The sequence below is a fragment of the Streptomyces sp. NPDC103540 genome (genome assembly GCF_055584445.1).
The window spans coordinates 138,922-165,169 of record NZ_JBVJMA010000005.1 but is presented as its reverse complement, the minus strand read 5'-3'; the positions used below and the strand labels follow the sequence as shown (position 1 = coordinate 165,169).

Annotated in this window: 24 protein-coding genes, 5 tRNA genes and 1 pseudogene; 18 read left to right on the top strand and 12 right to left on the bottom strand. The window is 70.6% G+C overall.

What is annotated here, in order from left to right; all coding sequences use genetic code 11:
* Window positions 1-3: 3 nt before the first annotated feature.
* The 8 genes from ACZ6ZI_RS14125 to ACZ6ZI_RS14090 all read right to left on the bottom strand — a co-directional run bounded on the left by ACZ6ZI_RS14125 (window position 4) and on the right by ACZ6ZI_RS14090 (window position 10,422).
* The gene (locus ACZ6ZI_RS14125; protein WP_007266770.1) at window positions 4-588 is read right to left on the bottom strand and encodes a GTP-binding protein; all 585 of its coding nucleotides are present in this window, start codon (window positions 586-588) and stop codon (window positions 4-6) included.
* Complete coding sequence (locus ACZ6ZI_RS14120) at window positions 569-1,111, bottom strand: DUF742 domain-containing protein (RefSeq protein ID WP_363063512.1); 543 nt, start codon at window positions 1,109-1,111, stop codon at window positions 569-571. Before ACZ6ZI_RS14120 ends, ACZ6ZI_RS14125 begins: the two co-directional genes overlap by 20 nt.
* Before the next feature lie 93 nt (window positions 1,112-1,204).
* Window positions 1,205-1,618 (bottom strand): roadblock/LC7 domain-containing protein, encoded by a 414-nt coding sequence (locus ACZ6ZI_RS14115; protein ID WP_030037347.1) that lies wholly within the window; start codon window positions 1,616-1,618, stop codon window positions 1,205-1,207.
* 10 nt (window positions 1,619-1,628) lie between these two features.
* Complete coding sequence (locus ACZ6ZI_RS14110; protein ID WP_469519859.1) at window positions 1,629-4,835, bottom strand: sensor histidine kinase; 3,207 nt, start codon at window positions 4,833-4,835, stop codon at window positions 1,629-1,631.
* Between the two features lie 291 nt (window positions 4,836-5,126).
* Window positions 5,127-5,711, bottom strand: a complete 585-nt coding sequence (locus ACZ6ZI_RS14105) for a GTP-binding protein (RefSeq protein WP_100660867.1) — start codon at window positions 5,709-5,711, stop codon at window positions 5,127-5,129.
* Window positions 5,692-6,084 carry a DUF742 domain-containing protein gene (locus tag ACZ6ZI_RS14100; RefSeq protein ID WP_267012008.1) on the bottom strand — a complete coding sequence of 131 codons (393 nt, stop codon included), beginning with the start codon at window positions 6,082-6,084 and terminating at the stop codon, window positions 5,692-5,694. The genes ACZ6ZI_RS14105 and ACZ6ZI_RS14100 overlap by 20 nt, the downstream gene beginning before the upstream one ends.
* Before the next feature lie 147 nt (window positions 6,085-6,231).
* Window positions 6,232-6,645, bottom strand: coding sequence for a roadblock/LC7 domain-containing protein (locus tag ACZ6ZI_RS14095; RefSeq protein ID WP_008739864.1), 414 nt, complete (start codon window positions 6,643-6,645; stop codon window positions 6,232-6,234).
* A gap of 9 nt (window positions 6,646-6,654) precedes the next feature.
* A complete protein-coding gene (locus ACZ6ZI_RS14090; RefSeq protein ID WP_469519857.1) occupies window positions 6,655-10,422 on the bottom strand; it encodes a nitrate- and nitrite sensing domain-containing protein in 3,768 nt (1,255 codons plus the stop codon).
* Between the two features lie 583 nt (window positions 10,423-11,005).
* On the opposite strand from ACZ6ZI_RS14090, the gene ACZ6ZI_RS14085 reads away from it, so the two are divergent.
* The 10 genes from ACZ6ZI_RS14085 to ACZ6ZI_RS14040 all read left to right on the top strand — a co-directional run bounded on the left by ACZ6ZI_RS14085 (window position 11,006) and on the right by ACZ6ZI_RS14040 (window position 15,681).
* The gene (locus ACZ6ZI_RS14085) at window positions 11,006-11,194 is read left to right on the top strand and encodes a hypothetical protein (RefSeq protein ID WP_363057598.1); all 189 of its coding nucleotides are present in this window, start codon (window positions 11,006-11,008) and stop codon (window positions 11,192-11,194) included.
* Window positions 11,195-11,292: 98 nt separating this feature from the next.
* The gene (locus tag ACZ6ZI_RS14080) at window positions 11,293-12,099 is read left to right on the top strand and encodes a fumarylacetoacetate hydrolase family protein (RefSeq protein WP_363057596.1); all 807 of its coding nucleotides are present in this window, start codon (window positions 11,293-11,295) and stop codon (window positions 12,097-12,099) included.
* A complete protein-coding gene (gene gltX, locus ACZ6ZI_RS14075) occupies window positions 12,092-13,567 on the top strand; it encodes a glutamate--tRNA ligase (RefSeq protein ID WP_469519853.1) in 1,476 nt (491 codons plus the stop codon). Before ACZ6ZI_RS14080 ends, gltX begins: the two co-directional genes overlap by 8 nt.
* A gap of 122 nt (window positions 13,568-13,689) precedes the next feature.
* On the top strand, window positions 13,690-14,361 hold the full coding sequence (locus tag ACZ6ZI_RS14070) for a DUF4241 domain-containing protein (protein ID WP_469519851.1): 672 nt from the start codon (window positions 13,690-13,692) through the stop codon (window positions 14,359-14,361).
* A gap of 10 nt (window positions 14,362-14,371) precedes the next feature.
* Entirely contained in the window at window positions 14,372-15,100 is a 729-nt protein-coding gene (locus tag ACZ6ZI_RS14065) for an HAD family hydrolase (RefSeq protein ID WP_469519849.1), read from the top strand.
* 85 nt (window positions 15,101-15,185) lie between these two features.
* Window positions 15,186-15,257, top strand: a tRNA-Gln gene (locus ACZ6ZI_RS14060).
* A 27-nt stretch (window positions 15,258-15,284) separates the two neighbouring features.
* Window positions 15,285-15,357 (top strand) — tRNA-Glu (locus ACZ6ZI_RS14055).
* Between the two features lie 61 nt (window positions 15,358-15,418).
* Window positions 15,419-15,491 (top strand) — tRNA-Glu (locus tag ACZ6ZI_RS14050).
* 24 nt (window positions 15,492-15,515) lie between these two features.
* Window positions 15,516-15,587, top strand: a tRNA-Gln gene (locus ACZ6ZI_RS14045).
* Between the two features lie 21 nt (window positions 15,588-15,608).
* A tRNA-Glu gene (locus ACZ6ZI_RS14040) sits at window positions 15,609-15,681 on the top strand.
* Window positions 15,682-15,854: 173 nt separating this feature from the next.
* Here the strand turns inward: ACZ6ZI_RS14040 and ndgR are convergent.
* A complete protein-coding gene (ndgR, locus tag ACZ6ZI_RS14035) occupies window positions 15,855-16,571 on the bottom strand; it encodes an IclR family transcriptional regulator NdgR (RefSeq protein WP_007266782.1) in 717 nt (238 codons plus the stop codon).
* A gap of 185 nt (window positions 16,572-16,756) precedes the next feature.
* Between ndgR and leuC the strand changes: the two genes are divergently transcribed.
* The 4 genes from leuC (at window position 16,757) to ACZ6ZI_RS14015 (ending at window position 19,986) form a co-directional block, all read left to right on the top strand.
* The gene (leuC, locus tag ACZ6ZI_RS14030; RefSeq protein ID WP_363057588.1) at window positions 16,757-18,181 is read left to right on the top strand and encodes a 3-isopropylmalate dehydratase large subunit; all 1,425 of its coding nucleotides are present in this window, start codon (window positions 16,757-16,759) and stop codon (window positions 18,179-18,181) included.
* A gap of 6 nt (window positions 18,182-18,187) precedes the next feature.
* Complete coding sequence (gene leuD, locus ACZ6ZI_RS14025) at window positions 18,188-18,781, top strand: 3-isopropylmalate dehydratase small subunit (RefSeq protein WP_363057586.1); 594 nt, start codon at window positions 18,188-18,190, stop codon at window positions 18,779-18,781.
* Window positions 18,782-18,918: 137 nt separating this feature from the next.
* Complete coding sequence (locus tag ACZ6ZI_RS14020) at window positions 18,919-19,146, top strand: SCO5555 family protein (RefSeq protein WP_008739877.1); 228 nt, start codon at window positions 18,919-18,921, stop codon at window positions 19,144-19,146.
* A 144-nt stretch (window positions 19,147-19,290) separates the two neighbouring features.
* Window positions 19,291-19,986 carry an HU family DNA-binding protein gene (locus tag ACZ6ZI_RS14015; protein WP_469519844.1) on the top strand — a complete coding sequence of 232 codons (696 nt, stop codon included), beginning with the start codon at window positions 19,291-19,293 and terminating at the stop codon, window positions 19,984-19,986.
* 306 nt (window positions 19,987-20,292) lie between these two features.
* Here ACZ6ZI_RS14015 and cofC read toward each other — a convergent pair.
* Window positions 20,293-20,979, bottom strand: a pseudogene (cofC, locus tag ACZ6ZI_RS14010) (2-phospho-L-lactate guanylyltransferase); the annotation flags it as partial.
* 168 nt (window positions 20,980-21,147) lie between these two features.
* On the opposite strand from cofC, the gene ACZ6ZI_RS14005 reads away from it, so the two are divergent.
* Genes ACZ6ZI_RS14005 through ACZ6ZI_RS13995 form a run of 3 tightly spaced genes read left to right on the top strand, consistent with a single transcriptional unit; the run spans window position 21,148 to window position 24,104 of the window.
* On the top strand, window positions 21,148-21,900 hold the full coding sequence (locus tag ACZ6ZI_RS14005) for a lysophospholipid acyltransferase family protein (RefSeq protein ID WP_469519841.1): 753 nt from the start codon (window positions 21,148-21,150) through the stop codon (window positions 21,898-21,900).
* Window positions 21,897-22,907, top strand: coding sequence for an NAD(P)H-dependent glycerol-3-phosphate dehydrogenase (locus ACZ6ZI_RS14000; RefSeq protein ID WP_469519839.1), 1,011 nt, complete (start codon window positions 21,897-21,899; stop codon window positions 22,905-22,907). The genes ACZ6ZI_RS14005 and ACZ6ZI_RS14000 overlap by 4 nt, the downstream gene beginning before the upstream one ends.
* Window positions 22,908-22,946: 39 nt before the next feature.
* Complete coding sequence (locus tag ACZ6ZI_RS13995) at window positions 22,947-24,104, top strand: D-alanine--D-alanine ligase family protein (RefSeq protein WP_363057578.1); 1,158 nt, start codon at window positions 22,947-22,949, stop codon at window positions 24,102-24,104.
* 116 nt (window positions 24,105-24,220) lie between these two features.
* On the opposite strand, the gene ACZ6ZI_RS13990 is transcribed toward ACZ6ZI_RS13995, so the two are convergent.
* Both ACZ6ZI_RS13990 and ACZ6ZI_RS13985 read right to left on the bottom strand, forming a co-directional pair.
* Window positions 24,221-24,712, bottom strand: coding sequence for a DUF3515 domain-containing protein (locus tag ACZ6ZI_RS13990; RefSeq protein WP_469520571.1), 492 nt, complete (start codon window positions 24,710-24,712; stop codon window positions 24,221-24,223).
* Window positions 24,713-24,735: 23 nt separating this feature from the next.
* The gene (locus tag ACZ6ZI_RS13985) at window positions 24,736-24,969 is read right to left on the bottom strand and encodes an Lrp/AsnC family transcriptional regulator (protein WP_363057574.1); all 234 of its coding nucleotides are present in this window, start codon (window positions 24,967-24,969) and stop codon (window positions 24,736-24,738) included.
* 245 nt (window positions 24,970-25,214) lie between these two features.
* Between ACZ6ZI_RS13985 and ACZ6ZI_RS13980 the strand changes: the two genes are divergently transcribed.
* Window positions 25,215-26,198 carry a thiamine-phosphate kinase gene (locus ACZ6ZI_RS13980; RefSeq protein WP_363057572.1) on the top strand — a complete coding sequence of 328 codons (984 nt, stop codon included), beginning with the start codon at window positions 25,215-25,217 and terminating at the stop codon, window positions 26,196-26,198.
* Window positions 26,199-26,248: the final 50 nt, after the last annotated feature.

The following is a 26,248-nucleotide window of genomic DNA, read 5'->3' as shown; positions in this document are numbered from 1 at the left end:
CCGCTACCGCAGGCGCGCCATCAGGGCGTGCTCGACGAGCGTGATGAGGGCGCTCTTGGCGTCCGCGCGGTGGCGGGCGTCGGTGGTGATGATGGGGGCGTCCGGGCCGATCTGCAGGGCCTCGCGGACCTCCTCCGGCGTGTACGGCTGGTGGCCGTCGAAGCCGTTGAGGGCGATCACGAACGGCAGACCGCTGTTCTCGAAGTAGTCGACCGCCGGGAAGCAGTCCGCGAGGCGGCGCGTGTCGACGAGGACCACGGCGCCGATGGCGCCGCGTACGAGGTCGTCCCACATGAACCAGAAGCGGTCCTGTCCGGGGGTACCGAAGAGGTACAGGATCAGGTCCTGGTCCAGGGTGATGCGGCCGAAGTCCATGGCGACCGTGGTGGTCGTCTTGTCACCGGTGTGGGTGAGGTCGTCGATCCCCGCGGAGGCGGAGGTCATGACGGCTTCGGTGCGCAGCGGGTTGATCTCGGAGACCGCGCCGACGAACGTGGTCTTGCCCACGCCGAAGCCGCCCGCCACCACGATCTTCGCGGAGGTGGTGGAGCGGGGAGCCGCTCCGCCGTTAGAGCTTGCGAAGTCCACTGAGCACCCTTTCGAGCAGTGTCACGTCTGGCTGGCCGCCGGCAGACTCGTCGCCGCCGGGCTGGTGAATGGCGACAAGGCCCGCCTCCGCCAGGTCGGCGACGAGGATGCGGGCGACACCAAGAGGAATGGAGAGGAGTGCCGAGATCTCCGCGACGGATTTGATCTCTTGGCACAGGCGGCAGATGCGCTGGTGCTCGGGCAACTGCCCTTGCAACCGCGCGGGATCGGCCGTGGTACTGACCAGCGCCTCGATGGCGAGCTGGTAGCGCGGCCGGGTACGGCCGCCGGTCATCGCGTACGGACGCACCAGCGGGTTGTGCGCCTTCGGGGCCTGCGGCTGCGAGGGGCGCGCGGGTCGGTAGGGCTGCTGGGGCTGCTGGGGTCGGCCGTACGACTGCTGCTGGTACGGGTCGTGCTCCGGCACGGGCCGGCTGGGAGTGGAGGGAAAGTTGAAGCGGTTCTGGTCGTGCCCACCCTGCGGCTGCTGGCCGCCATAAGGATGTCCTCCGGGTGTTGTCACGTTTCCTCCTCCGACTCCAAGAACGCAGTACTCCCTGTGGAACCGCGCCACCGCACCTTACGGTGCGATGACGCGAAACACACTGCCTGTCTGCTAGTTGAGAAGACTTCCCTGCAGTTCCGCGCGCAGATCCGGAGTCAGGACACTGCCGGCGCGATCCACGAGAAGGGCCATCTCATAGCCCACGAGACCGATGTCGCACTCGGGGTGCGCGAGCACCGCGAGGGAGGATCCATCGGACACCGACATGAGGAAGAGGAACCCTCGGTCCATCTCGACGACGGTCTGGTTGACGGCGCCACCCTCGAAGATGCGGGAGGCTCCGGCGGTGAGCGACGTCAAACCGGAGGCCACGGCCGCCAGCTGGTCGGCGCGGTCGCGCGGGAATCCGTCGGACATCGCCAGAAGAAGGCCGTCGGCGGAGACCACCACGGTGTGGGACACCCCGGGGGTGTTGTCCACGAAGTTGGTGATCAACCAGTTCAGGTTCTGTGCCGCCTGGCTCATCGGGCTCACACTAACGCTCCTGGTCATAGCTGTTACTTGACTGCTCGGAACCCGCGCTGCGTCCCTGCTGGACACCGCGTCGCAGGTTGCTCAACCTGCCACGGACGTCCTCCGGGGCGCGGGAGACCTGGGGGCCGCCCTGCGGGGTCGTCTCCGCAGCACCCTCGACCAGGTTGGCCTTGGGTACCCGCCGAGGGAGACCGGACGGGGTGACCCCGCCCGCCTTCGGCTCACGGAGCTTGGCGGCTTGCTGCCAGCGCTCGTCGTTGTTGGAGCGCCAGGCGTCGCCGCCTTCCTCGTCCCGCTCCGCGGCGGCGGGCTGCCGGCGCGGCGACCGCTGCTCGAAGAGGGATCCGGGGGACTCCGCTTCCTGCTGTGCCGGCTGCCACTGCTGCTGGCTGCCGCGTCGCGGCAGGCCCGCTCCGGTCATCTGGTGACCGGTGTCGGCAGCGGCGCCCGGACGGTCGAAGCCTACGCGTTCCTGGGCCGGTTCGGGAGCGGACTGCGGTTCCGATTCGGTCTGGTAGTCCTGCTGGTAGGTACCCGAGTACGTGTTCTGCTCGGGCCACCCGGCCTGCGGGGACTGCTCCTCGTAGCCGCTCTCGTACGTCTGAGCGGACTGCTGACCGTCCTGGTAGCCATCTTCCGGATAGGCATAGCCCTGCTCGGGGTACGCCTCGTAGGCCTGGGGCTGCGCCGGAGAATCGTACGCCCCTTCGTAAGAAGGTGCGGACGCCTGTTCGTATCCCTGGTACGGCTGGTATCCGTGTTCGGGCTGAGGTTCCGGATACTCCTGCGCCTGCGCGGGGTACTCGGCCATCGGGGCCGCCGGCTCCTGCTGGACCTGGGCCTCCAGCGCCGCCCGCCGGTCCTTCTGACCCAGCGAGCGGGCCATCGGGTCGAGCGGGGCGCCGTCGGGCCCCTGGCCGCCGGTGGCGTCCTTGCCGCCCTGGGCGTCGTAGCGGGAGTCGTCGAAGCCGAGCTCGGCGGCGGTGCGCAGCGGGGGCGCCTGCTGGGCCTGTTGCTGCGGGATGATCGAGGAGACCGTGAAGTCGTCGTCCGGGATGCCCTCGCCACCGCCACCGTGGGTGATGGCGTCGGGCAGCATCACCAGCGAGGTGGTGCCCGCGGCCTCGCCCGAGGGGCGCAGCTGGACGCGGATGCTGTGGCGGTCCGCCAGCCGGCCGACCACGAACAGACCCATGCGCTGCGAGATCGCGGCGTCCACGGTCGGCGGGTTGGCCAGCTTGTGGTTGATGTCCGCGAAGTCCTCGGCGGTGAGGCCGATGCCCTTGTCGTGGATCTCGACCATCACGCGGCCGTCGGGCAGACGGGTCGCGTTGACGCGGACCTTGGTCTGGGGGGAGGAGAACGTGGTGGCGTTCTCCAGCAGCTCGGCGAGCAGGTGCACGAGGTCGGTCACGGCCTGGCCGTGGATCTCGGCCTCGGAGACGCCCGCGAGTTCGATGCGCTCGTACTGCTCCACCTCGGAGGAGGCGGCGCGCAGGACGTCGACGAGGGGCACCGGCTGGTCCCAGCGGCGGCCCGGGTTCTCACCCGCGAGGATGAGCAGGTTCTCGCCGTTGCGGCGCATACGGGTGGCCAGGTGGTCCAGGCGGAAGAGGTTCTCCAGCTGGTCCGGGTCGGCCTCGTTGTTCTCCAGGTCGGTGATGAGGGTCAGCTGGCCCTCGATCAGCGACTGGTTGCGCATGGAGAGGTTCGTGAAGATCGCGTTGACGTTCCCTCGCAGGAGCGCCTGCTCGGCGGCGAGCCGGACCGCTTCCCGGTGGACCTGGTCGAAGGCGCGGGCGACCTCGCCGATCTCGTCCCGGGAGTTGATCGGGATCGGGGCGACACGGGTGTCGACCTTGCCCGGGTCGGTGCGCGAGAGCTGGTCGACGAGCATCGGCAGGCGCTGCTCGGCGACGTCGAAGGCGGAGGAGCGCAGGCGGCGCATCGAGCGGCTCATCTGGCGCGCCATCATCCCGGCCAGGATGAAGGCGGTCGACAGGGCCACGACGACGATGGCGCCGGTGATGATGGCGTCGTTGCGGGCCTCGTCGGAGACCTTCACGGCCTCGTTGACGGCCTTGTCGAGGAGGTCCTTCTCGATCTCGGCGTAACCGTCGAACTTGGCGGTGGCCGCGGCCTGCCAGGCCTGCGGGGTGGTGCCGTTCAGGGCGAGCTTGGTGTTCTTCTCGCCGCCGGCTATCGCCTCGGTCATGCCGGTGAGGGCGGAGCCGTTCACGACGGGCGGGGCCTTGAACGGCGTACCGGCCTGCTCGGAGGCCTGCTTGGCCTGGGCGAGCTTGGCGGCGCCCTCCTGGGACTTCTTGCCCATGACCTCCTTGAGCCGGTTCACGTCCTCGTCGGTGCCGGCGGCGACGTACTCGCCGATGGCTATCTCTTCGAGGTAGGCGTAGGAGGAGAAGGCGACGAGCTGGGCCTTGCGGGTGTCCTCGTTCTCGCTCGGGCGCACCAGCAGGTGCGTACCGACCGAGCGCTGGAGGGAGTTCGCGGCCTTGGCCAGCTCGACCGCGTAGACCATGCGGCCGTAGCTGGTGACGTTCCCGGTGCCCAGACCCAGTTCGTTGGAGAACTGCATGAGGTAGTGCTGGACCAGCACGTACCCCTCTTCGGTCGGGATGGGGCCGGCCTGCGCGGGGAGGTTCTTCTTGGGGGTCTCGGGGATGGCGTACGCCGTCTTGCGGACCTGTTCGAGCTTCGGTTCCTCCTGGCGGAAGAGCTCCAGGCGGCGCTCCAGGCCCTGCTTGGCCGGCAGGTCCTTCGCGGCGGTGGCGAACTTGGCCTTGGCGGCGTCGGTGGCGGCGTAGGCCTTGGCGACGGCGTCGTTGTTGCGGTCGCCCTTGAGGAGCGGCTCGGCCGTGAGGTCGCGCTCGTTGAGGAGGGCCTGGCCGTACTCGGCGGCCGCCTGCACGATCCGCGCGGTCTTCTCGGCGTCCTTCGCCTCGTTCCAGGTGTCGACCGAGCCCTTCACCTGGAAGCCGCCCATGACCAGTCCGACGAGGACGGGCACGAGGAGGATGGCGTTCAGGCGGGTCGGCACGCGCCAGTTGCGCGGCGAGAGCTTGCTGGTGCTGCCCCCGCCGGTGGACGGTTCCACGGGCACGTCGACGGGCGACGTGGCCCCGCGCGGCGGCGGGGTGAAGTTGCCGCGCGCGGGTTCATCCGCGGGGCTCGAGTTGCTTCGCCTCACTCGACCAACAACCTCTCGGCGGTGCTACTAGCTAGTTCGTTGAATTCCAGCACGGGCAGCGGCCGTGGTCCAAACAGTTGGAACCGGCCATTCCAAGAGCCTTACGCCCCACATAAAACGGACATAAAGAGCGAGCTGCGGCAAAAACGGGGCCAGTTGTGCGCACAGCGGCACCGCGCGAACGCGGGCCGTGTCCAACTGGCGGCAATTCTCTGTCGAAACGTTATGAACGACAGGGGCGGGCCGTGTCCGAAGACACAACCCGCCCCGACGAACCGATGGGGAGGACGGCTACTTGAGCCGCGCCATCAGGGCGTGCTCGACGAGCGTGATGAGGGCGCTCTTGGCGTCCGCGCGGTGGCGGGCGTCGGTGGTGATGATGGGGGCGTCCGGGCCGATCTGCAGGGCCTCGCGGACCTCCTCCGGCGTGTACGGCTGGTGCCCCTCGAAGCCGTTGAGGGCCACGACGAACGGCAGACCGCTGTTCTCGAAGTAGTCCACGGCGGGGAAGCAGTCGGCCAGCCGGCGCGTGTCGACCAGCACGATGGCGCCGATGGCGCCGCGTACGAGGTCGTCCCACATGAACCAGAAGCGGTCCTGTCCGGGGGTACCGAAGAGGTACAGGATCAGGTCCTGGTCCAGGGTGATGCGGCCGAAGTCCATGGCGACCGTGGTGGTCGTCTTGTCACCGGTGTGGGTGAGGTCGTCGATCCCCGCGGAGGCGGAGGTCATGACGGCTTCGGTGCGCAGCGGGTTGATCTCGGAGACCGCGCCGACGAACGTGGTCTTGCCGACACCGAAGCCGCCCGCCACCACGATCTTCGCGGAGGTGGTGGAGCGGGGAGCCGCTCCGGCGTCAGAGCTTGCGAAGTCCACTGAGAACCCTCTCGAGCAGCGTTACGTCCGGCGTTCCGCCGGCCTCTCCATTGCCCGGCTGGTGGATGGCCACCATTCCGGCCTCGGCCAGGTCGGCCACGAGGATCCGGGCGACACCGAGCGGCATCGACAACAGTGCGGAGACCTCCGCGACCGACTTCACCTCACGGCACAGCGTGCAGATGCGCTGGTGCTCGGGCAGGAGGTTGGACAGGTGCATCGGATCGGCCGTGGTGCTGACCAGGGCCTCTATGGCGAGCTGGTAGCGCGGCCGGGTGCGGCCGCCGGTCATCGCGTACGGACGCACCAGCGGCTGGTCGCCTTCCGAGTACGAGTCTCCGTACGCGTCGGGATAGGCGGGGGGCGGGGTCATTGATCCTCCGGGCTGGACAGCAGTGGTCAGCGTGCCGTCTGACGGGGCGGCCGGTGGGGGGACATGACGGCCTGTCGGGGGTACTGGAATCCGGGAGTGCGGTCCCGGACCCCCGGCCGGAAGTACCGTCCGGCCGGGGGGTGGGTGTCAGATGAGCAGGCTTCCCTGAAGCTCCGCGCGCAGGTCCGGGGTCAGGACGCTGCCGGCGCGGTCCACGAGGAGGGCCATCTCGTAGCCCACGAGGCCGATGTCGCACTCGGGGTGCGCCAGGACGGCCAGCGAGGAACCGTCGGAGACGGACATGAGGAAGAGGAATCCCCGGTCCATCTCCACGACGGTCTGGTTGACGGCGCCGCCCTCGAAGATCCGGGAGGCCCCGGCGGTCAACGAGGTCAGGCCGGAGGCCACGGCCGCCAGCTGGTCGGCGCGGTCACGGGGGAATCCTTCGGACATCGCCAGAAGGAGTCCGTCGGCGGAGACCACCACGGTGTGGGACACCCCGGGGGTGTTGTCCACGAAGTTGGTGATCAACCAGTTCAGGTTCTGTGCCGCCTGGCTCATCGAACTCAACTATCGCTCCTGCTGGTAAGTGGGGTCGATGTGGTAACTGCCGGTCGCGGGGCCGGTGGTGCCGGCCTGACGGCCCTGCTGGATACCGCGTCGGAGGTTGGTGAGACGACCGCGGACGTCGTCCGGGGCGCGCGAGACCTGCGGACCGGCCTGCGCTTCGGACTGCTGCTGCGCGGTGCCGGCCACGAGGTTCGCCCGCGGTACCCGGCGCGGCAGCCCCGAGGTGGTGATCCCGCCGGCGGCGGGCTGACGCACCCGTTCGGCCTGGCGCATCAGCTCGTCGTTCGGCGACGAGCGCCAGCTGACCGTCGGCGTGCTGCCCGTGACCGCCGCGGCGGGCTCGGCCGGACGCTCCTGGCCGCGCTGCGGCAGCGCGGGCTGGGGACCGGTCGGCTGCTGCGGAGCCGGGGCCTGCGGCTGCTGGGGCACGGACGGCGCCTGCGCGGCGGGCTGCTCGCCCTGCTGCGGGTACCAGTTCGACTCCAGCGTGTCGAAGATCGGGCTGCGCAGCTCGCCACCGGCCTGACGGTCCGGCGCCGGCGGCAGGGCCTCCGGCTGGTGCGCCTGCGGCAGTCGCGGAGCCTCGGCCCGCGGGGCCGGGGCGTACGAAGCCTGCGGGGGCTGCTGCTGACCGTAGCCCGCACCCACACCGGGCCCGCCCGGGCGGGCGAACTGGCCGGTCTGGGAGGGGTCCAGCGGACCGGCCGGCTGCGGGCGCTCGAACTGCCCGGTGGTCGACGGGTTCTGCGGGGCCTGCGGCTGCTGCGGGCGCTCGAACTGCCCGGTCGTGCTGTTGGCGGGGTGGCCGCCGGTGTTCTGCGGGGGCGGACCGTTGAAGTCCGGGCGGGCGAACTCCGCCGTGGACCCGGGGCCCGACAGCTCGTCGTGCCCGCGCGGGACGTCCTGGCCCTGGCCGGAGCCCCAGCTGGTGCCCTGCGGCAGCCCGGCGGGCGAGGCGCCCGTACCCGGGAGCTCCGCGAGCGGGGCGCCACCGCGCGCCGGCAGCTGCGGCCGACGACGCTTGACCGGCTGCTGCGGACCGCCCTGCGGGGACTGCCCGCCGGGACCGCCCTGCTGCGGCTGACCGGGCTGACCGGGCTGCCCCGGCTGCTGCGGACGCTCGAAGCCGTTGCCCTGCGGGAATCCGCCGGGGCCGGACGCGCCCGGCGCGGCCGTCGGCCGGGCCTGCGGCCCACCGCCGAGGAGGCCGCCCGACTGCTGCTGCGACTGCTGGCCGCGCGCCGGAAGCGGGGCGCCGGAGCCGAAGCCGCCCTGACCCGCCGCGGCACCGGGGCCGCCCTGCGGACGCTGCTGCCCACCGGGAGCACCGGGGCCGCCCGGCGCACCGGGACCGCCCTGGCCCGGCAGGGCCGGACGCTGGCCGCCGGAGACCTGGCCGCGCTGCTGGCCGGCGCCCACGGGAGGACGCGCGCCCGCACCGGGACCGCCCTGGCCGCCCTGGCCCACCTGGCCGCCGGGACCGGCCTGGCCGGCCGCGGGGCCGCCCTGACCGCCCTGGCCCGGCATCGGACCCGGCTTCTTGCCGCCCTGGGCGACGTCCACCGGCAGCATGACGAGGGCGGTCGTACCGCCCGAGTCGGAGGGGCGCAGCTGGATGCGGATGCCGTGTCGCAGGGACAGGCGGCCGACCACGAACAGACCCATGCGGCGGGAGACGGAGACGTCCACGGTCGGCGGCGACGCGAGTCGCTCGTTGATCGCGGCGAGGTCCTCGGGGGAGAGGCCGATGCCCGTGTCGTGGATCTCGACGAGCACGCGGCCGTCGGGCAGCGCGTGACCGGTGACCTTGACCTTGGTCTGCGGGGAGGAGAACGAGGTGGCGTTCTCCAGCAGCTCGGCGAGGAGGTGCACGAGGTCGTTGACGACGCGGCCGGCGACGTCGGTGCCGGGCACCGACGCGAGTTCGATGCGCTCGTACTGCTCCACCTCGGACGCCGCGGCGCGGAGCACGTCGACGAGCGGGACGGGGCGGGTCCACCGGCGACCCGGCTCCTCGCCCGCGAGGACGAGGAGGTTTTCGCCGTTACGGCGCATTCGGGTGGCGAGGTGGTCGAGCTTGAAGAGGGAGGACAGCTGGTCCGGGTCGGCCTCGCGCGACTCCAGTTCGGAGATGAGCGAGAGCTGACGCTGGATGAGGCCCTGGGAGCGGCGCGAGAGGTTGGTGAACATCGCGTTGACGTTGCCCCGCAGGAGGGCCTGCTCGGCGGCGAGGCGGACGGCCTCGCGGTGCACGTCGTCGAAGGCCGCGGCCACCTGGCCGATCTCGTCGCGGGTGTGCAGACCGACGGACTCCACGGAGGTGTCGACGTCCTGCGGGTCCGACTCCGAGAGCTGCTTGACGAGCTCGGGCAGACGGTCCTGGGCGACGCGCGTCGCGGTGTCCTGCAGGCGGCGCAGCGAGCGGATCATGGACCGGGCCATGACGAAGGCGCCGACGAGCGACACGCCGAGGACGAGGAGGATCAGGGCACCGTTGATGATGGCGTCCTGCTGCGACTCGTTCTTGAGCTCGCGGGCCTTCTGCTCCATGTCCTCGAGCAGGGTCAGCTCGATGACCTTCATCGCCTGGAGCTTGGTGTCGTCGGCGTCGTACCAGTCCATCCAGGACCGGTTCTTCTCCTTGGCGAACTGTCCCTGGGTGCTCAGCACGCGACGGGCGTAGTGGTCGGCGCTGCCGATCTCCGTGTTGCCGTCGCCGAGCGCCGCGAGGAGCTCCTCGGGCTTGCCCTGGTAGACGAGTTCGAAGGTCTTCTTCGCCTGGCTCTCGCCGCGGAGCGCGGAGAGGGCGTAGAGGCGGTCGTTCTCCTCCAGCTTGCCCGGCTTGTCGCCGCTCTCGGGGAGCGAGGCGGCGATGATCGCGCGCTGGATGGAGGCGTACTCCTTGGCGGAGGAGAACGCCGCCAGGGCACGGGTGCGCTTGATCATCTCGGGGCTGGAGGTGGCCTGGGCCATGTCCTGCGAGAGGGAGAGCAGCGAGACGATGAGGGCGTTGTACTCGGTGACGGTCTGCTGGGCGCCGTTCTGGTACGCCTTCTTGCGGATGTCCTCGATGCCGGTGAGCTGACGGCCGATCTGCAGGATGTTGTTGCGGATCGACTTGAGCGTCTCGTCCTTGTCCTCCGCGTTGTCGACCTTGTCGGTCGCGGCGGTGAAGGCGTTGGCGGCGGCGTCGGTCTGGTCGCGGACACCCTGGACGAGGCTGTTGGTCTTGCCGTCCTTGGCGATCGACATCGGACCGGCCGACTTGTCCCGCTCCTCCTGGAGCATGGCGGCCAGGTTGGTGGCCTGCCGGGTCATCGTCGTCAGCAGCTGCATGTGCTCCAGCTGCGCGATGTCGTTCATCGAGTCGTTGATGCGGAAGCCACCGAGCGTGGTGGCGGCGACGACCGGCAGGGTCAGCAGCGACACGAGTCGCGTGCTGATGCGCCAGTTCTGCATGGCGAGACGGGAACCGGGCCCACTGGGGGCCTTCGGTATCGCCTGTGCCTCGTCGGTCTCGATCGGCTCGGTCTTGCCCTTGGCCCGACCCGGCTTCGCGGCCTTGCCGGACTTCCCGCGGCCCTTGCCCTTCACCGGGGGAGCGGACTGGGGTCCGGTTCCCTCGATGGCCGGCCCGCGGTTCTGGGCGTGCTGGGCCGAGGGACCACGGTCGGTCCCGCCGCGCGGGTCCTGCTCCGCCGCGGCATCCCCACGTCCCTGGCGGGCCTGGGGAGACCCCTTGCCATCCCTCTTGAATCGTCCCTGCACTAGCGTCGCAACCTCTGGACCAGGCGTTCCGCCGTTGACCGGCGAAACGGTGTCGAGTCGTGGGGCACTGACGGCCCCATGGTGGTCGTCGGTGACCGGCGCGTCTCCCTCTCTTGCCACCGCGCTCGGCGCCTTCTGGCGCCCGCTGCGCGCCGGCTGATACCCGCGGCGGTCCCGCGAATTCCAGCACAGTGGGGGATCTCCAACAAGGTGCGCGTGTCGGCCCGGCGAGCCGGTCACGAGCCGTGACGGGGACGTCACGGGACGTGGAAGCACTATCGGGATGAATCGGACTTACGTCAATCAAAGCTTGCGTCTGGCAAGGTGTCCCAGTCGAGATGATCAGGAGCGGAATGGCGCATTCAGTGGCGCAATGTCCGTTTGGTCGGGCGGAATTGACCGCCTGTTATGTCCGGAATGCCGGCTGAGTGGTGAGCAAACTCACACGGTCGTGGCCATTACTTCCCGGTTCGGTCAGGGATTCAGATGTTTAGCCTTGCCCTTTGAAGGGTTGGGTGCCCGCCGCACGCGACGCGCACCCGACAGCCCCATCCACCGACCGAGCCGAGGGCCCGAAACTCCGATGAAGACGACGATGATGTTCCGCAACATAGCCAACCCCCGTCGCACCACCCTCGCGCACCTGAAGGACGCCGAGGAACTGCAGGCGGCGCCGGCCACCCCGGAGCACTCCGTCGACCTGCCGGCCCAGACCGCGAACCCGCGCCGCACCGTCCTCATGGACGCGCCGGTCGCCGCCGCCGCGCAGTAGGTCCGCGCGCCGCGGAGCGCGAGGCGTCGCCGCCCGCCGCGTTAGCCTGGAGTCCGCAGACTCCAGCAGCGGCAACACAAGAGGGGCAGACGCAACACGTGCGCATCGCCAGGTTCTCGATCGACGGCAACGTCGCGTTCGGCGCGGTCGAGGGCAGCAGCGCCCCCGGTGACGAGTCGACGCTCGTGCTCGACATCATCAAGGGCATCCCCTTCGCGGACTTCGAGCTCTCCGGCACGAAGGTCCCGCTGAGCAAGGTCCGCCTGCTCCCGCCCGTGCTCCCGAACAAGGTCGTGGCCGTCGGCCGCAACTACACGGAGCACGCGGCGGAGCTCGGGCACGAGATCGTCGACGAGCAGGGCCGCCCCGAGCCGCCCCTCGTCTTCTTCAAGCCCTCCACCTCGGTGGTGGGCCCCGGCGACCCCATCGCGTACCCGTCCTTCTCCCAGGAGCTGCACCACGAGGCGGAGCTCGCCGTGGTGATCGGGCGGATGTGCCGCGAGGTCCCGAAGGAGCGCGTCAAGGACGTCATCCTCGGCTACACCTGCGCCAACGACGTCACCGCGCGCGACATTCAGCGCCGCGAGAAGCAGTGGGCGCGGGCCAAGGGCTTCGACAGCTCCTGCCCCCTCGGCCCCTGGATCGAGACCGACCTCGACCCGAGCGACCTGACCGTCCAGTGCACCGTCAACGGCGAACAGCGCCAGCTCGGCCGCACCGGCGAGATGATCCGCTCCATCGAGGACCTGGTCGTGCACATCAGCGAGGCGATGACCCTCCTCCCGGGCGACGTCATCCTCACGGGGACCCCGGCCGGAGTCGGCCCCCTCAACGTCGGCGACGAGGTCGCCGTCACCATCGAAGGCATCGGCACTCTCACCAACAAGGTGATCAAGCGTGGTTAACGGACCTGTCCGCGTACGTTTCTGTCCCTCCCCGACCGGCAACCCCCACGTGGGCCTGGTCCGCACCGCCCTCTTCAACTGGGCGTTCGCGCGCCACCACGGCGGCACGTTCGTCTTCCGCATCGAGGACACCGACGCGGCCCGCGACTCCGAGGAGTCCTACGGCCAGCTGCTCGACTCGCTGCGCTGGCTCGGCTTCACCTGGGACGAGGGCCCCGAGGTCGGCGGCCCCCACGCCCCGTACCGCCAGTCCCAGCGCATGGACATCTACGCGGATGTCGCGAAGAAGCTCCAGGACGGCGGCTACGCCTACCACTGCTACTGCACCACCGAGGAGCTCGACCAGCGCCGCGAGGCCGCCCGCGCGGCCGGCAGGCCCTCCGGCTACGACGGCCAGTGCCGCGACCTCACCGACGCGCAGAAGGCCGCGTACGAGGAGGAGGGCCGCCCCTCCATCGTCCGCTTCCGGATGCCCGACGAGGCCATCACCTTCACCGACCTCGTCCGCGGCGAGCTGACCTTCACCCCGGAGAACGTGCCGGACTTCGGCATCCTGCGGGCCAACGGCGCCCCCCTCTACACGCTCGTCAACCCGGTCGACGACGCGCTGATGGAGATCACGCACGTGCTGCGCGGCGAGGACCTGCTGTCCTCCACCCCGCGCCAGATCGCCCTGTACAAGGCGCTCATCGAGCTGGGCGTGGCCAAGGGCATCCCCGAGTTCGGCCACCTGCCGTACGTGATGGGCGAGGGCAACAAGAAGCTCTCCAAGCGCGACCCCGAGTCCTCGCTCAACCTCTACCGCGAGCGCGGCTTCCTGCCCGAGGGCCTGCTGAACTACCTCTCGCTCCTCGGCTGGTCCTTCTCCAAGGACCAGGACATCTTCTCGATCGAGGAGATGGTGGCGAAGTTCGACATCCCGGACGTCAACGCCAACCCGGCCCGCTTCGACCTGAAGAAGTGCGAGGCGATCAACGCCGACCACATCCGACGCCTCGACCCCAAGGCCTTCGCGGACGCCTGCGCCCCCTGGCTGCGCGCCCCGCACGCCAACTGGGCGCCCGAGGACTTCGACGCCGACGCCTGGGACCGGATCGCCCCGCACGCCCAGACCCGCGTGACCGTCCTGTCGGACATCACCGCGAACGTCGACTTCCTCTTCCTCAAGAGCCCCGTCGAGGACCAGGCGTCCTGGGACAAGGCCATGAAGGGCGAGCCCGCGGCCCTGCTGACCACCGCCCGCGAGAAGCTCGACGCCGCCGACTGGTCGGACCCCGAGTCCCTCAAGCAGGCCGTCCTGACCGCCGGCGAGGCCCACGGCCTCAAGCTCGGCAAGGCCCAGGCCCCCGTCCGTGTCGCCGTCACCGGCCGCACGGTGGGTCTGCCGCTGTTCGAGTCCCTGGAGATCCTGGGCAAGGAGCGCTCGCTGGAGCGCATCGACGCGGCCCTGGCGAAGCTCTCCGCCTGACGACCCGCATCCCCCGAAGGGGCGGCCGCCGACCCGGCGGCCGCCCCTTCGGCGTTGTCGGCCCGACCCCCTAGGGTGCGTGCTGTCGATCAACCGTCCCCCTGCCCGTGGAAGGCCCCCGCATGCCCATGACCGCCCCCGACTACGCCCGCTACTTCACCCCGGGGCACTCCTTCACCTACGAGAGCGGCCGGCGCGGCACGCTCCACGTGGCCGTCGCCGGCGAGCTGTGGCTCCCCAGCGGCCAGGTCACCGCCTGCGACCCCTTCATCGGCCTCGGCTCGGGCGAGGCCGAACCCTTCACCGCCCGGGTGGCCCCGGGCCGCTACCGCGTCGAGACGGCCATAGCCACCCTGGTCACCCCGGGCGAACCGACCTCCGACACCCCGCACCTGCGCACGGCCGCGGCCCGTCTGGTGATCTCCGACACCGAGACGGTGAGCTGGGAGCAGGCGCTCCTGGCCGGCCAGGACGCGGCGGCCCTCGGGGAGGACGAGTACTACGGCTACGGCGTCGACGCGGGCGCGGGCTGCTTCTACGACGTGACCGCCGACGAGTCCTTCCCGCTGTGCGAGGGCGACGAGGGCCCCCTGTGGGACGCCTTCGAGGAGAACGACCACGGCCCCGGCCCCTACCTCGTCGCGGGTGAGCAAGGACACAACCTCGCCGCCTTCTCCTCCGGCTGGGGCGACGGCTCCTACCCGACCTGGGTCGGCCGCGACCGCGACGGCGCCGTCACCTGCTTCGTGACCGACTTCTTCGTCGTGCCCACCGAGGAGGACGGCGCGGCGTAGGCTCGGCCCCATGCCGATCCGCGCCGTGCTGTGGGACATCGACGACACCCTCTTCGACTACACGGGTGCCGACACGGCCGGACTCGCCCGCCACCTCGTCGACGAGGGCCTCGCGGAGCGCTACGGCTCCCCCGACGAGGCCCTCGCCCTGTGGCGCCGGCTCACCGAGCGCCACTGGGAGCGCTTCTCCGCCGGCGAGGTCACCTTCCCCGGTCAACGCCGCGACCGCGTACGGGAGTTCCTCGCGCTCCCCGACATGGCGGACCCGGACGTCGACGCCTGGTTCACGCGCTACGTCGCCCACTACGAGGCCGCCTGGACCCTCTTCCCGGACGTCCTGCCGGCCCTCGACGCCCTCGCCGGGCTCTACCGCCACGGGGTGCTCTCCAACTCCTCCGTCGCCAACCAGGACCCCAAGCTGCGCCGGCTCGGCGTACGCGAACGCTTCGAGGTGCTGGTGTGCGCCGCGGAGCTCGGGGTGAGCAAACCGGAAGCGGGAGCCTTCCTGGCCGCGTGCGAGGCGCTGGGCCTGCCGCCGCACGAGGTGGCCTACGTGGGCGACCAGCCGGAGATCGACGCGCGCGGGGCCCGGGACGCGGGCCTGACGGCCGTCTGGCTGGACCGGGACGGCCGGCGCGGCCCCGCCCCGACCGGGGTACACCGCATCGCGGGCCTTGACGGACTGCCGGAGCTGCTGGCCGCCGATACCCGTTTTGGAGCACGGTCAGGCATCCGGTAATGTTCTTTCTGCGCCGCCGAGCGGGCCGAAAGGCCGAAACGGAGGCGCTAACCAAACGAAAGCCCCCCAGGGGGTTGAAGTTCGGTGGGCTATAGTGTAATTGGCAACACGAGGGTTTCTGGTTCCCTTATTCTAGGTTCGAGTCCTGGTAGCCCAGCGCAGTGCAGCAGTAACGCAGTGCTTTGCCCCCGTTGTGTAGCGGCCTAGCACGCCGCCCTCTCAAGGCGGTAGCGCCGGTTCGAATCCGGTCGGGGGTACAGATCCTTCCCGCGAGATCTCCAGGGTCGCACCCGGACGTCTTGATGCAGGATCGCTAGGGCCCCCGTTGTGTAGCGGCCTAGCACGCCGCCCTCTCAAGGCGGTAGCGCCGGTTCGAATCCGGTCGGGGGTACTGTGTCTAGCAGGTCTAGACCTTTGGGCTATAGTGTAATTGGCAACACGAGGGTTTCTGGTTCCCTTATTCTAGGTTCGAGTCCTGGTAGCCCAGCGCAGTACCGCAGTAAAGCTAGCCCCCGTTGTGTAGCGGCCTAGCACGCCGCCCTCTCAAGGCGGTAGCGCCGGTTCGAATCCGGTCGGGGGTACGTAACAGGAGAGGCCCTCCGCGATCATCGCGGAGGGCCTCTTCCGTATGCCCGCGCGCGGAGGCGGGCAGTGCGGACAAGTGCGGGCCCGGCGGCGCGAGTTCGGACGTGTGCGGCGTCGTACGCGCCCCCGGGCCCGGGGGTGGATGGGGATCGAAGACCTGGGGCGCCGCTCAGCCGGAGCGGCGCAGCGCCTCCGTCAGTCGGGCGGCCGCGTCGATGACGGCCTGGGCGTGCATGCGCCCCGGGTGGCGCGTCAGGCGCTCGATCGGCCCGGAGACCGACACGGAGGCCACGACGCGGTTGGAGGGGCCGCGTACGGGCGCGGAGACGGACGCCACGCCGGGCTCCCGCTCGCCGATCGACTGGGCCCAGCCGCGGCGTCGTACGCCGGACAGGGCCGTGGCCGTGAAGCGCGCGCCCTGCAGACCGCGGTGGAGCCGCTCGGGCTCCTCCCAGGCCATCAGGATCTGCGCCGCCGAACCCGCCTTCATCGGGAGCGTGGAGCCCACGGGGACGGTGTCCCGCAGGCCCGACAGCCGCTCGGCGGCCGCCACGCAGATGCGCATGTCGCCCTGACGCCGGTAGAGCTGCGCACTCTCGCCGGTCACGTCACGGAGGTGTGTGAGCACCGGTCCGGCCGTTGCCAGCAGGCGGTCCTCGCCGGCCGCGGCGGCAAGCTCTGCCAACCGCGGGCCGAGGATGAACCGGCCCTGCATGTCCCTCGCCACCATCCGGTGGTGTTCCAGTGCCACGGCAAGGCGATGTGCCGTGGGTCGTGCGAGCCCTGTCGCCGCGACCAGCCCGGCGAGGGTGGCCGGACCGGACTCCAGTGCGCTCAATACCAGAGCTGCCTTGTCGAGAACGCCGACGCCGCTAGAGTTGTCCATGAAACGATATTCACGTCTCACACTGTGAAACGCAAGTTCAAATTTTCCAAGAACGAGCGAGTCTGTATGTGCGGGTCCACGAACCAATGGGTCCGAGCCGTCGTTTCGCAGGTGGGGTAGCGGGCGATCAGGCGCAACAGATCTCTAGGAAGCGCCGGTCCCACGGGCCGGCCGGAGGGAAAGCGATGGGTAGGACACTCGCGGAGAAGGTCTGGGACGACCATGTCGTCCGGCGCGCCGAGGGCGAGCCCGATCTCCTCTTCATTGATCTCCACCTGCTGCACGAGGTGACCAGCCCGCAGGCCTTCGACGGGCTGCGGCAGGCCGGCCGCAAGGTCCGGCGGCTGGACCTCACCATCGCGACCGAGGACCACAACACCCCCACCCTCGACATCGACAAGCCGATCGCGGACCCGGTCTCCCGGGCCCAGCTGGAGACGCTGCGCAAGAACTGCGCCGAGTTCGGTGTCCGCCTGCACTCCCTGGGCGACGTCGAGCAGGGTGTCGTCCACGTCGTGGGCCCCCAGCTGGGGCTGACCCAGCCGGGCACCACCGTGGTCTGCGGCGACTCGCACACCTCCACGCACGGCGCCTTCGGCGCGCTGGCGTTCGGCATCGGCACCAGCCAGGTCGAGCACGTGCTGGCCACCCAGACGCTGCCGCTGGCCCGCCCGAAGACGATGGCCATCACCGTCACCGGAGAGCTGGCCGAGGGCGTCACCGCCAAGGACCTGATCCTGGCGATCATCGCCCGGATCGGTACCGGCGGCGGCCAGGGCTACATCCTGGAGTACCGCGGCGAGGCCGTCGAGAAGCTCTCGATGGAAGCCCGCATGACCATCTGCAACATGTCGATCGAGGCCGGCGCCCGTGCGGGCATGATCGCCCCCGACCGGACCACCTTCGACTACCTCCAGGGCCGCGACCACGCCCCCGAGGGCGAGGACTGGGACGCGGCGGTCGCGTACTGGAAGACGCTGCGCACCGACGACGACGCGGTCTTCGACGCCGAGGTCGTCATCGACGGCTCCGAGCTGTCCCCGTTCGTCACCTGGGGCACCAACCCGGGCCAGGGCGCACCCCTGTCGGCGAACGTCCCCGACCCCGCTTCGTACGAGGACGCTTCGGAGCGCCTGGCCGCCGAAAAGGCCCTGGAGTACATGGGGTTGACCGCCGGGCAGCCGCTGCGCGAGATCAGGGTGGACACGGTCTTCGTAGGTTCCTGCACCAACGGCCGCATCGAGGACCTGCGCGCCGTCGCCGGGATCATCGAGGGCCGCAAAGTCGCCGACGGCGTACGGATGCTGGTCGTCCCCGGCTCGGTCCGCGTCGCGCTCCAGGCCGTGGAGGAGGGCCTGGACAAGGTCTTCAAGGAGGCCGGCGCCGAATGGCGGCACGCGGGCTGCTCGATGTGCCTGGGCATGAACCCGGACCAGTTGGCCCCCGGTGAGCGCTCCGCGTCCACCTCCAACCGCAACTTCGAGGGCCGCCAGGGCAAGGGCGGGCGCACCCACCTGGTCTCGCCGCAGGTGGCCGCAGCCACCGCGGTCCTGGGCCACCTGGCCTCGCCCGCCGACCTGTCCGACGCCCACGCGACCGCCGGAGTCTGATCACCCATGGAAGCCTTCACCACCCACACCGGCCGGGCCGTCCCGCTGCGCCGCAGCAACGTCGACACCGACCAGATCATCCCGGCCCACTGGCTGAAGAAGATCACCCGCGACGGGTTCGAGGACGGCCTGTTCGAGGCCTGGCGCAAGGACCCGGACTTCGTCACGAACCGCCCGGAGCGCGCCGGCGCGACCGTCCTGGTCGCGGGCCCCGACTTCGGTACGGGTTCCTCGCGCGAACACGCCGTCTGGGCCCTTCAGAACTTCGGGTTCAAGACGGTCATCTCCGCCCGCTTCGCCGACATCTTCCGCGGCAACTCGCTGAAGAACGGCCTGCTGACCGTCGTCCTGCCCCAGGAGACCGTCGATCGGCTGTGGGAACTGACCGAGGCCGACCCGACCGCCGAGATCACCGTCGACCTGGTCGACCGGAAGGTCCGAGCGGAAGGTGTCGAGGCGGAGTTCGAACTCGACGACAACGCCCGGTGGCGTCTGCTGGAGGGGCTGGACGACATCTCGCTCACCCTTCAGAACGAAGCCGACATCGACGCCTACGAAAGCACCCGCCCGGCCTTCAAGCCGCGAACGATTCGGGCTTGATTCCGGCCTGATCAGCGCTTATTCGCCTTCGGGTGATCACATCGGCAAGACTGTGCCCCCCGCCTTCCGGCGGGGGGCACAGCCGTATGTTGAGGCCCCGTGAGGCGACAACTCGCCCCAGATGGCACAATCTGTGCATGGAACGCGACAGTCAACTCGAGCTCTACGAACTCGTCGCGGACCGGTTGAAAGAAGCACACACAAGGGTGCGCACACTGCAAGTCCCGGAGGGCGTAAGGATGGCGCTGTCCCGGAAGCTGTTGGTCGTCACCGCCGCGGCGAAGCATGATCTCGCCGACGCGGCAAGGCGCCTGGACAGGTTGATGAAGGACCTCGACGAGGGTCGATTCCCTGAAGGCGACTGATGCGAAGGAACTCCGTAACGGCCTACATCGTTGCGGCACTAGGGTGATTAGCCCGTTTCGTGTTTGATTTGCGGTATATATCCGCCTAACGTGCGAAATAAGCTTGAACACATTCGTTCTGGCGATGTCTCCGAAGGGGAAGACGTGAACAAGGCGCAGCTCGTAGAAGCGATTGCCGACAAGCTCGGCGGCCGTCAGCAGGCCGCGGACGCTGTCGACGCGGTCCTGGACGCCATGGTCCGCGCGGTCGTCGCGGGCGACCGGGTCTCGGTCACCGGCTTCGGCTCGTTCGAGAAGGTCGACCGGCCGGCACGGTACGCCCGCAACCCGCAGACGGGTGAGCGCGTCCGGGTCAAGAAGACCTCCGTCCCCCGCTTCCGCGCGGGTCAGGGCTTCAAGGACCTGGTCAGCGGCACCAAGAAGCTCCCCAAGGGTGACGAGGTCGCCGTCAAGAAGGCCCCCAAGGGCAGCCTGACCGGCGGGGCTTCCGCCACCGTCAAGAAGGCCGCCGCGAAGAAGGCCACCACGGCCAAGAAGGCCGCCGCGAAGACCGCCGTGGCCAAGAAGGCCGCGGCCACCGCGAAGAAGACCACGGCGCGCAAGGCCGCCACGACGACCGTCAAGAAGACGGCCGCGAAGACCACCGTCGCGAAGAAGGCCGCGACGACGGCCAAGAAGGCGGCCCCGGCCAAGAAGGCCGCCACGACCGCCAAGAAGACCACCGCCACCGCGAAGAAGACCGCCCCGGCGGCCAAGAAGGCCACCGCGACGAAGGCGCCCGCCAAGAAGACGGCGACGCGCAAGGCCACCGCGAAGAAGACCACCGCCCGCAAGAAGTAACCACCAAGGGCACGAGTCACACACGCCGGGCCGGCTTCCCCCGTGGGGAAGCCGGCCCGCGGTGCGTTCTTCGCAGGTCAGAGCCCCTGTCGGCGCCCGCCCGTCGGAGGATCAGAAGGTCTGTAGGGTCACCAGGGTGATGCGCAGGGCCGCGCCCTCGCCGTCCGTCTCGACGCGCACCCGCTGCCCCGGGCGCAGCAGGCGCAGACCGCCCGCGTCGAAGGCCGCCGCCTCGAAGGGCACCGGGGTGCCGTCGTCGAGCAGCACACTGCCGCTGCGGGTCTGGGAGTCGTACGTGTACGCGGTCGCCTGCATACGCGCACTGTATCGGGCGGTGTGCCGCCCCACCCCGAGGGACAGCGCCCTGCGCAGGTCCGCTCCGGTGTCCACGTCCCGACGTACGCTCTCCACGTCCGACAGGGCGATTTCCACCGCTCCCGAGGCCGAATGGCGGGCGCGGGAGGGGCCTCCGAACGAGGGATCCAATTCCCTGCCCGGGCCCGCGGAAAGCAGGGTCGTCCCGATTCCGGCCGCATCCGCCAGAAATGCCCGAGGAAATGTCGAGGCGTTTTCGAGCACGCGTAGCAATTCCGACGGACGCAGCGCGGGCAGGTCCGCGTTCAGCGCGGCCACCGCGGCGCGGGGCCGCCCCGCCCGCACCGCCCGCGCACCGTGCTCCAGCGCGGCGTTCAACCCGGCGCCCGGGGTGTCCGCGAGGACCCGCGCCCCGAGCCTCGCCAGCTCCGCGCCGGCCGCCGCGTCGTCCGTGACGACCACCACATCCGCCACCGAAGCGCAGGCCAGAGCCCCTGCGACGGTGTCCTGGGCGAACGCCAGGGCCAAGGCGGGACGGGAGGCGCCCACCGCCGCCGCCAGCCGGCTCTTGGCCACGCCCAGCGGCTTCAGGGGGACCACCAGACTCCAGACGGCGTTCGTGACGGACCCCTTCCCTCCGGTGCGCTCGCGCACCCGCCCGGACCAACGGCAGGTCATGGCCCGGTCATCAGTCGGCCCATTGTCGCCCCCCGCCGGCTTCCGGGGGGACCGCCGGGGCGAGCGGGGCGTACGGTGTCCTCGACAGAGACCGGACCTGGGGCGACACTTGTCCGGCCGTAGACGGTGCCCAATGCCGCGCACCGGTCCTTAGAGGAAGGTGTCCGAGTGTCCCGCCGCAGAATCGGCTTCTGGTACCGCCTGGCGGCGGTCATCGCGAAACCGCCGCTGGTAGTGCTCTTCAAGCGGGACTGGCGGGGAATGGAGCACATTCCGGCCGACGGGGGATTTATCACCGCCGTCAATCACAACTCGTATCTGGACCCGCTGTCCTACGCGCACTTCCAGTACAACACCGGCCGGGTGCCCCGATTGCTCGCGAAGGCCGGCCTCTTCAAGGTGCCTTTCGTCGGCATGATCCTGCGCGGCTCCGGGCAGATCCCCGTCTACCGCGAGACCACGAACGCCCTGGACGCATTCCGGGCCGCCGTCGACGCCATCGAGCGCGGTGAATGCGTGGCCTTTTACCCGGAGGGCACCCTCACCCGCGATCCCGACATGTGGCCGATGGCCGGCAAGAGCGGCGCGGCCCGCGTGGCATTGATCACCAAGGCCCCCGTCATTCCGGTGGCCCAGTGGGGCGCGAACCTCGCGATGCCGCCCTACGCCAAGGAGAACAAGGTCCGCCTGTTGCCCCGCAAGACCCTCCAGGTGCTCGCGGGACCGCCCGTGGACCTCTCGGCGTACTACGACCGGGAACCCACGCCGGAGGTCCTCAAGGGCGCCACCGAGGCCATCATGGCCGACATCACCAAGCTCCTGGAGGAGCTGCGCGGCGAGAGCGCTCCCGCGCAGCCGTACGACCACCGCAAGGCCAGGGCACAGCAGCGGCGCGACGCCGCGGGGGAGGGCAAGAAGTGACGCGTCCCGTGAAGGCGGCCGTCTTCGGAACCGGCTCGTGGGGCACGGCGTTCGGCATGGTCCTCGCCGACGCCGGCTGCGAGGTGACCCTCTGGGGCCGGCGCCCCGAGGTGGCCGACGCCATCAACACCGGTCGGACCAACCCGGACTACTTCCCCGGCGTCGAACTGCCCGCGAACATGCGGGCCACCACGGACGCGGCCGAGGCCGCCCGGGACGCCGATTTCGCGGTCCTCGCCATCCCCTCCCAGACGCTGCGCGCCAACCTCGCCGCGTGGGCGCCGCTGCTGCCCGACCACGCCGTGCTGGTCTCCCTCATGAAGGGCATCGAACTCGGCACCGCCAAGCGGATGAGCGAGGTCATCGAGGAGGTGGCCAAGGTCCCCGCCGAGCGCGTCGCCGTCGTCACCGGCCCCAACCTGGCCCGCGAGATCGTCGCCCGCCAGCCCGCCGCCTCCGTCGTGGCCTGCGTGGACGAGTCCGTGGCCCGGCGCCTCCAGGCCGCCTGCCACACCCCGTACTTCCGCCCGTACACCAGCACCGACGTCATCGGCTGCGAGCTCGGCGGCGCCGTCAAGAACGTCATCGGCCTCGCCGTCGGCATCGCGGACGGCATGGGCCTGGGCGACAACACCAAGGGCTCACTCATCACCCGAGGCCTGGCCGAAGCCACCCGCCTGGGCCTCGCGATGGGGGCGGACCCCCTCACCTTCTCCGGCCTCGCGGGCCTCGGCGACCTCGTCGCGACCTGCTCCTCGCCGCTCTCCCGGAACCACACCTTCGGCACCAACCTGGGCCGCGGGATGACCCTGGAGGAGACCATCGCGGTGACCCGACAGACCGCCGAGGGCGTCAAGTCCTGCGAGTCGGTGGCGGATCTGGCACGGCGCCACGGGGTGGACATGCCCATCACGGACACCGTGGTCGACATCGTGCACCACGGCAAGCCGCCGCTGGTCGCCCTGAAGGAACTCATGGGGCGCAGTGCCAAACCGGAACGTCGCTGAGTCCTTTCCGGACGCTTGAGCGGGTACCCTCGTGGCGATATGAGCAGCGAGAACCTCCCCCAGACCCCTGAGCAGCAGGGCCGCAAGCCCCGCGTGGCCGTCGTGTTCGGCGGCCGCAGCTCGGAACACGCCATCTCGGTCGTCACGGCGGGCGCGGTCCTGCGCTCCATCGACCGCGCCAAGTACGAGGTGCTGCCCATCGGCATCACCACGGACGGCCGGTGGGCCCTGACGGCCGACGAACCCGAGCGCATGGCCATCGCCGACCGCGCCCTCCCGAACGTGGAGGCGCTCGCGGAGTCCCCGGACGGCACCGTCGTGCTGTCCGTGGACCCCGCCAGCCGCGAGGTCGTCTACACCGAGCCGGGCGCCGTCCCCAAGGCCCTGGGCGAGGTCGACGTCGTCTTCCCCGTGCTCCACGGCCCCTACGGCGAGGACGGCACCCTCCAGGGCCTCCTGGAGCTCTCCGGGATCCCCTACGTGGGCTCCGGCGTCCTGTCCTCGGCCGTCGGCCAGGACAAGGACTACATGAAGCGGGTGTTCACCTCCTTCGGTCTGAAGGTGGGCCCCTACCTCACCGTCCGCCCCCGCGAGTGGGACGCCGACCGTGAGGGCGCCCGCGGCCGGATCCTGGACTTCGCCGCCGAGCACGGCTGGCCGCTGTTCATCAAGCCCGCCCGCGCCGGCTCCTCCATCGGCATCACCAAGGTCGACGACGCCTCCGGCCTGGACGAGGCCATCCGCGAGGCCCGCCGCCACGACCCGAAGATCATCGTGGAGGCGCTGCTGCGCGGCCGCGAGATCGAGTGCGGCGTCCTGGAGTTCGAGGACGGGCCGCGCGCCAGCGTCCCCGCCGAGATCCCCCCGGTCTCCAGCCACGACTTCTACGACTTCGAGGCGAAGTACATCGACTCCGCCTCCGGGATCGTGCCCGCCCCGCTCACCGAGGAGCAGACGGCCGAGGTGCGCCGGCTCGCGATCGAGGCCTTCGAGGCGGCCTCCTGCGAGGGCCTGGTGCGCGCCGACTTCTTCCTCACCGAGGACGGCGAGTTCGTGATCAACGAGATCAACACCATGCCGGGGTTCACCCCGATCTCCATGTACCCGCGCATGTGGCAGGAGTCGGGCATCGAGTACCCGGAGCTGGTCGACCTCCTGATCCAGGCCGCCCTGCGCCGCCCGACCGGACTGCGCTAGACGGCCCGGCCCGGGTCCGCCCCGTACAGCCGACCGCCCGCCGACCCCGCCCGCGAGGGCGGCGCCGGCGGGCGGCGGTGTGAGCGGACGCGGTGCGCGCCGGTGCCCGGCGGGACTCAGTACGAGGAGATGCCGACGGGGACGGCCTTCGCCACGGCGGCGGACAGATCGACGAGCAGGCCCGCGTCCGTGGCATGCTCCTTGTCGACCCGGACCTCCGTGTACGCCAGCCGCGAGCCGGTGACGAACCGGAAGCCGCCGTCCGGCGCCTTCTGCAACAGCCAGCCGACGCCGTTCACCTCCACGCCCTCCTGCCGGGGATCCGCCATCTCGGGGGGCTTGGGGATACCGCACCGCAGTACGATCGCCGAGCCGCCCCACGCGGCGGTCAGGTCGGACGCCGGTTCGGTGGTGGTCCGCGCCAGCCCCGCCACCGACCGCGGGAGCTCCTCGTGCAGTGCGGCACAGAGCTTCGCGACCTCGGCGGGCGGAGCGGGCGGCGGTTCCACCCGGGCTTCGGAATCCCCCGGGGCGCAGCCCGCGAGGGCCACGAGGACCGGAGCGGCGGACAGGACCAGGAGACGGAACGGCCGGCGGTGCGAAGACATCACCGGCCAAGAGTAGACGGGGGCTACAGATGGACCACGGGGCAGGTCAAGGTGCGGGTGATGCCCTCCACCTGCTGGACCTTCGCCACGACCATGCGGCCGAGCTCGTCCACGGTGTCGGCCTGGGCGCGCACGATCACGTCGTACGGGCCCGTCACGTCCTCGGCCTGGATCACCCCCGGGATCTTGCTGATGGACTCGGCGACGAACGACGCCTTGCCCACCTCGGTCTGGATGAGGATGTACGCCTGTACCACGGAACCTCCAGGGCGGCCACGAGGATCATTTCCCCTAATCTTCGGGTGGGCCCGGGGACAGCGGGTGGGCCCGGGGAAGAAGGGACGCCACGGTACCGCGTCGTCGTGCGCCACGGGGAGACCCACGGGCCCGGCGCCACGCACAGCGGGGCGTACGCAGAGCAGAAGTTGACGTATCTGTTGACGGTACCCAGAGCTGTGACGGCTCGCGACCGCAAGCGGACTTGCCAAGAAGGGGCACAGCGATGAAGGGCACTGTGGGCGAGCTGGGGGAGTTCGGGCTCATTCGAGAGCTCACCTCACGGCTCACCACCACCCCGGCGGTCCGGCTCGGACCCGGTGACGACGCCGCCGTGGTCTCGGCCCCCGACCGGCGGGTCGTGGCGAGCACGGACATCCTCCTGGAGGGCCGGCACTTCCGCCGAGACTGGTCGACGGCGTACGACGTCGGCCGCAAGGCCGCCGCGCAGAACCTGGCGGACATCGCCGCCATGGGCGCGGTGCCGACCGCGCTCCTGCTCGGCCTGGTCGTACCGGCCGAACTGCCGGTGACCTGGCCCACCGAACTGATGGACGGCATCCGCGACGAGTGCCAGGTCGCCGGGGCCGCCGTGGTCGGCGGGGACGTGGTGCGCGGGGACGCCATCACCGTCGCCATCACCGCGCTCGGGGACCTGCGCAACCACGAACCCGTCCTGCGCTCCGGCGCCCGCCCCGGGGACGTCGTCGCGGTCACCGGATGGCTCGGCTGGTCCGCCGCCGGCTTCGCGGTGCTCTCGCGCGGCTTCCGCTCGCCGCGGGCGTTCGTCGAGGCGCACCGCCGCCCCGAGCCGCCCTACCACGCGGGCCCGGCGGCGGCCGGCCTCGGCGCCACCGCCATGACCGACGTCAGCGACGGACTGATCGCCGACCTCGGACACATCGCCGAGGCCAGCAAGGTCCGGATCGACGTGCGTTCGGGCGCCGTGGACATCCCGACGCAGATGCACGACATCGGGCAGGCCGTCGGCGTGGACCCGCTCCAGTGGGTGCTCACGGGGGGAGAGGACCACGCCATCGTGGCGACCTTCCCGCCCGACGTGAAGCTCCCGGCCCGCTGGAAGGTCATCGGCGAGGTCCAGCACCGCTCCGCGCTGCCCCAGGTGACCGTGGACGGCGCCCCGTGGACCAGCACCGGCGGCTGGGACCACTTCGGCGCCGATCCGGCCGTCGAGGAGACCACCCGGTGACCGCGCCGGTGAACGGGTCGGCGAGCGAGCCCGGGAGCGAGCCCGGGAGC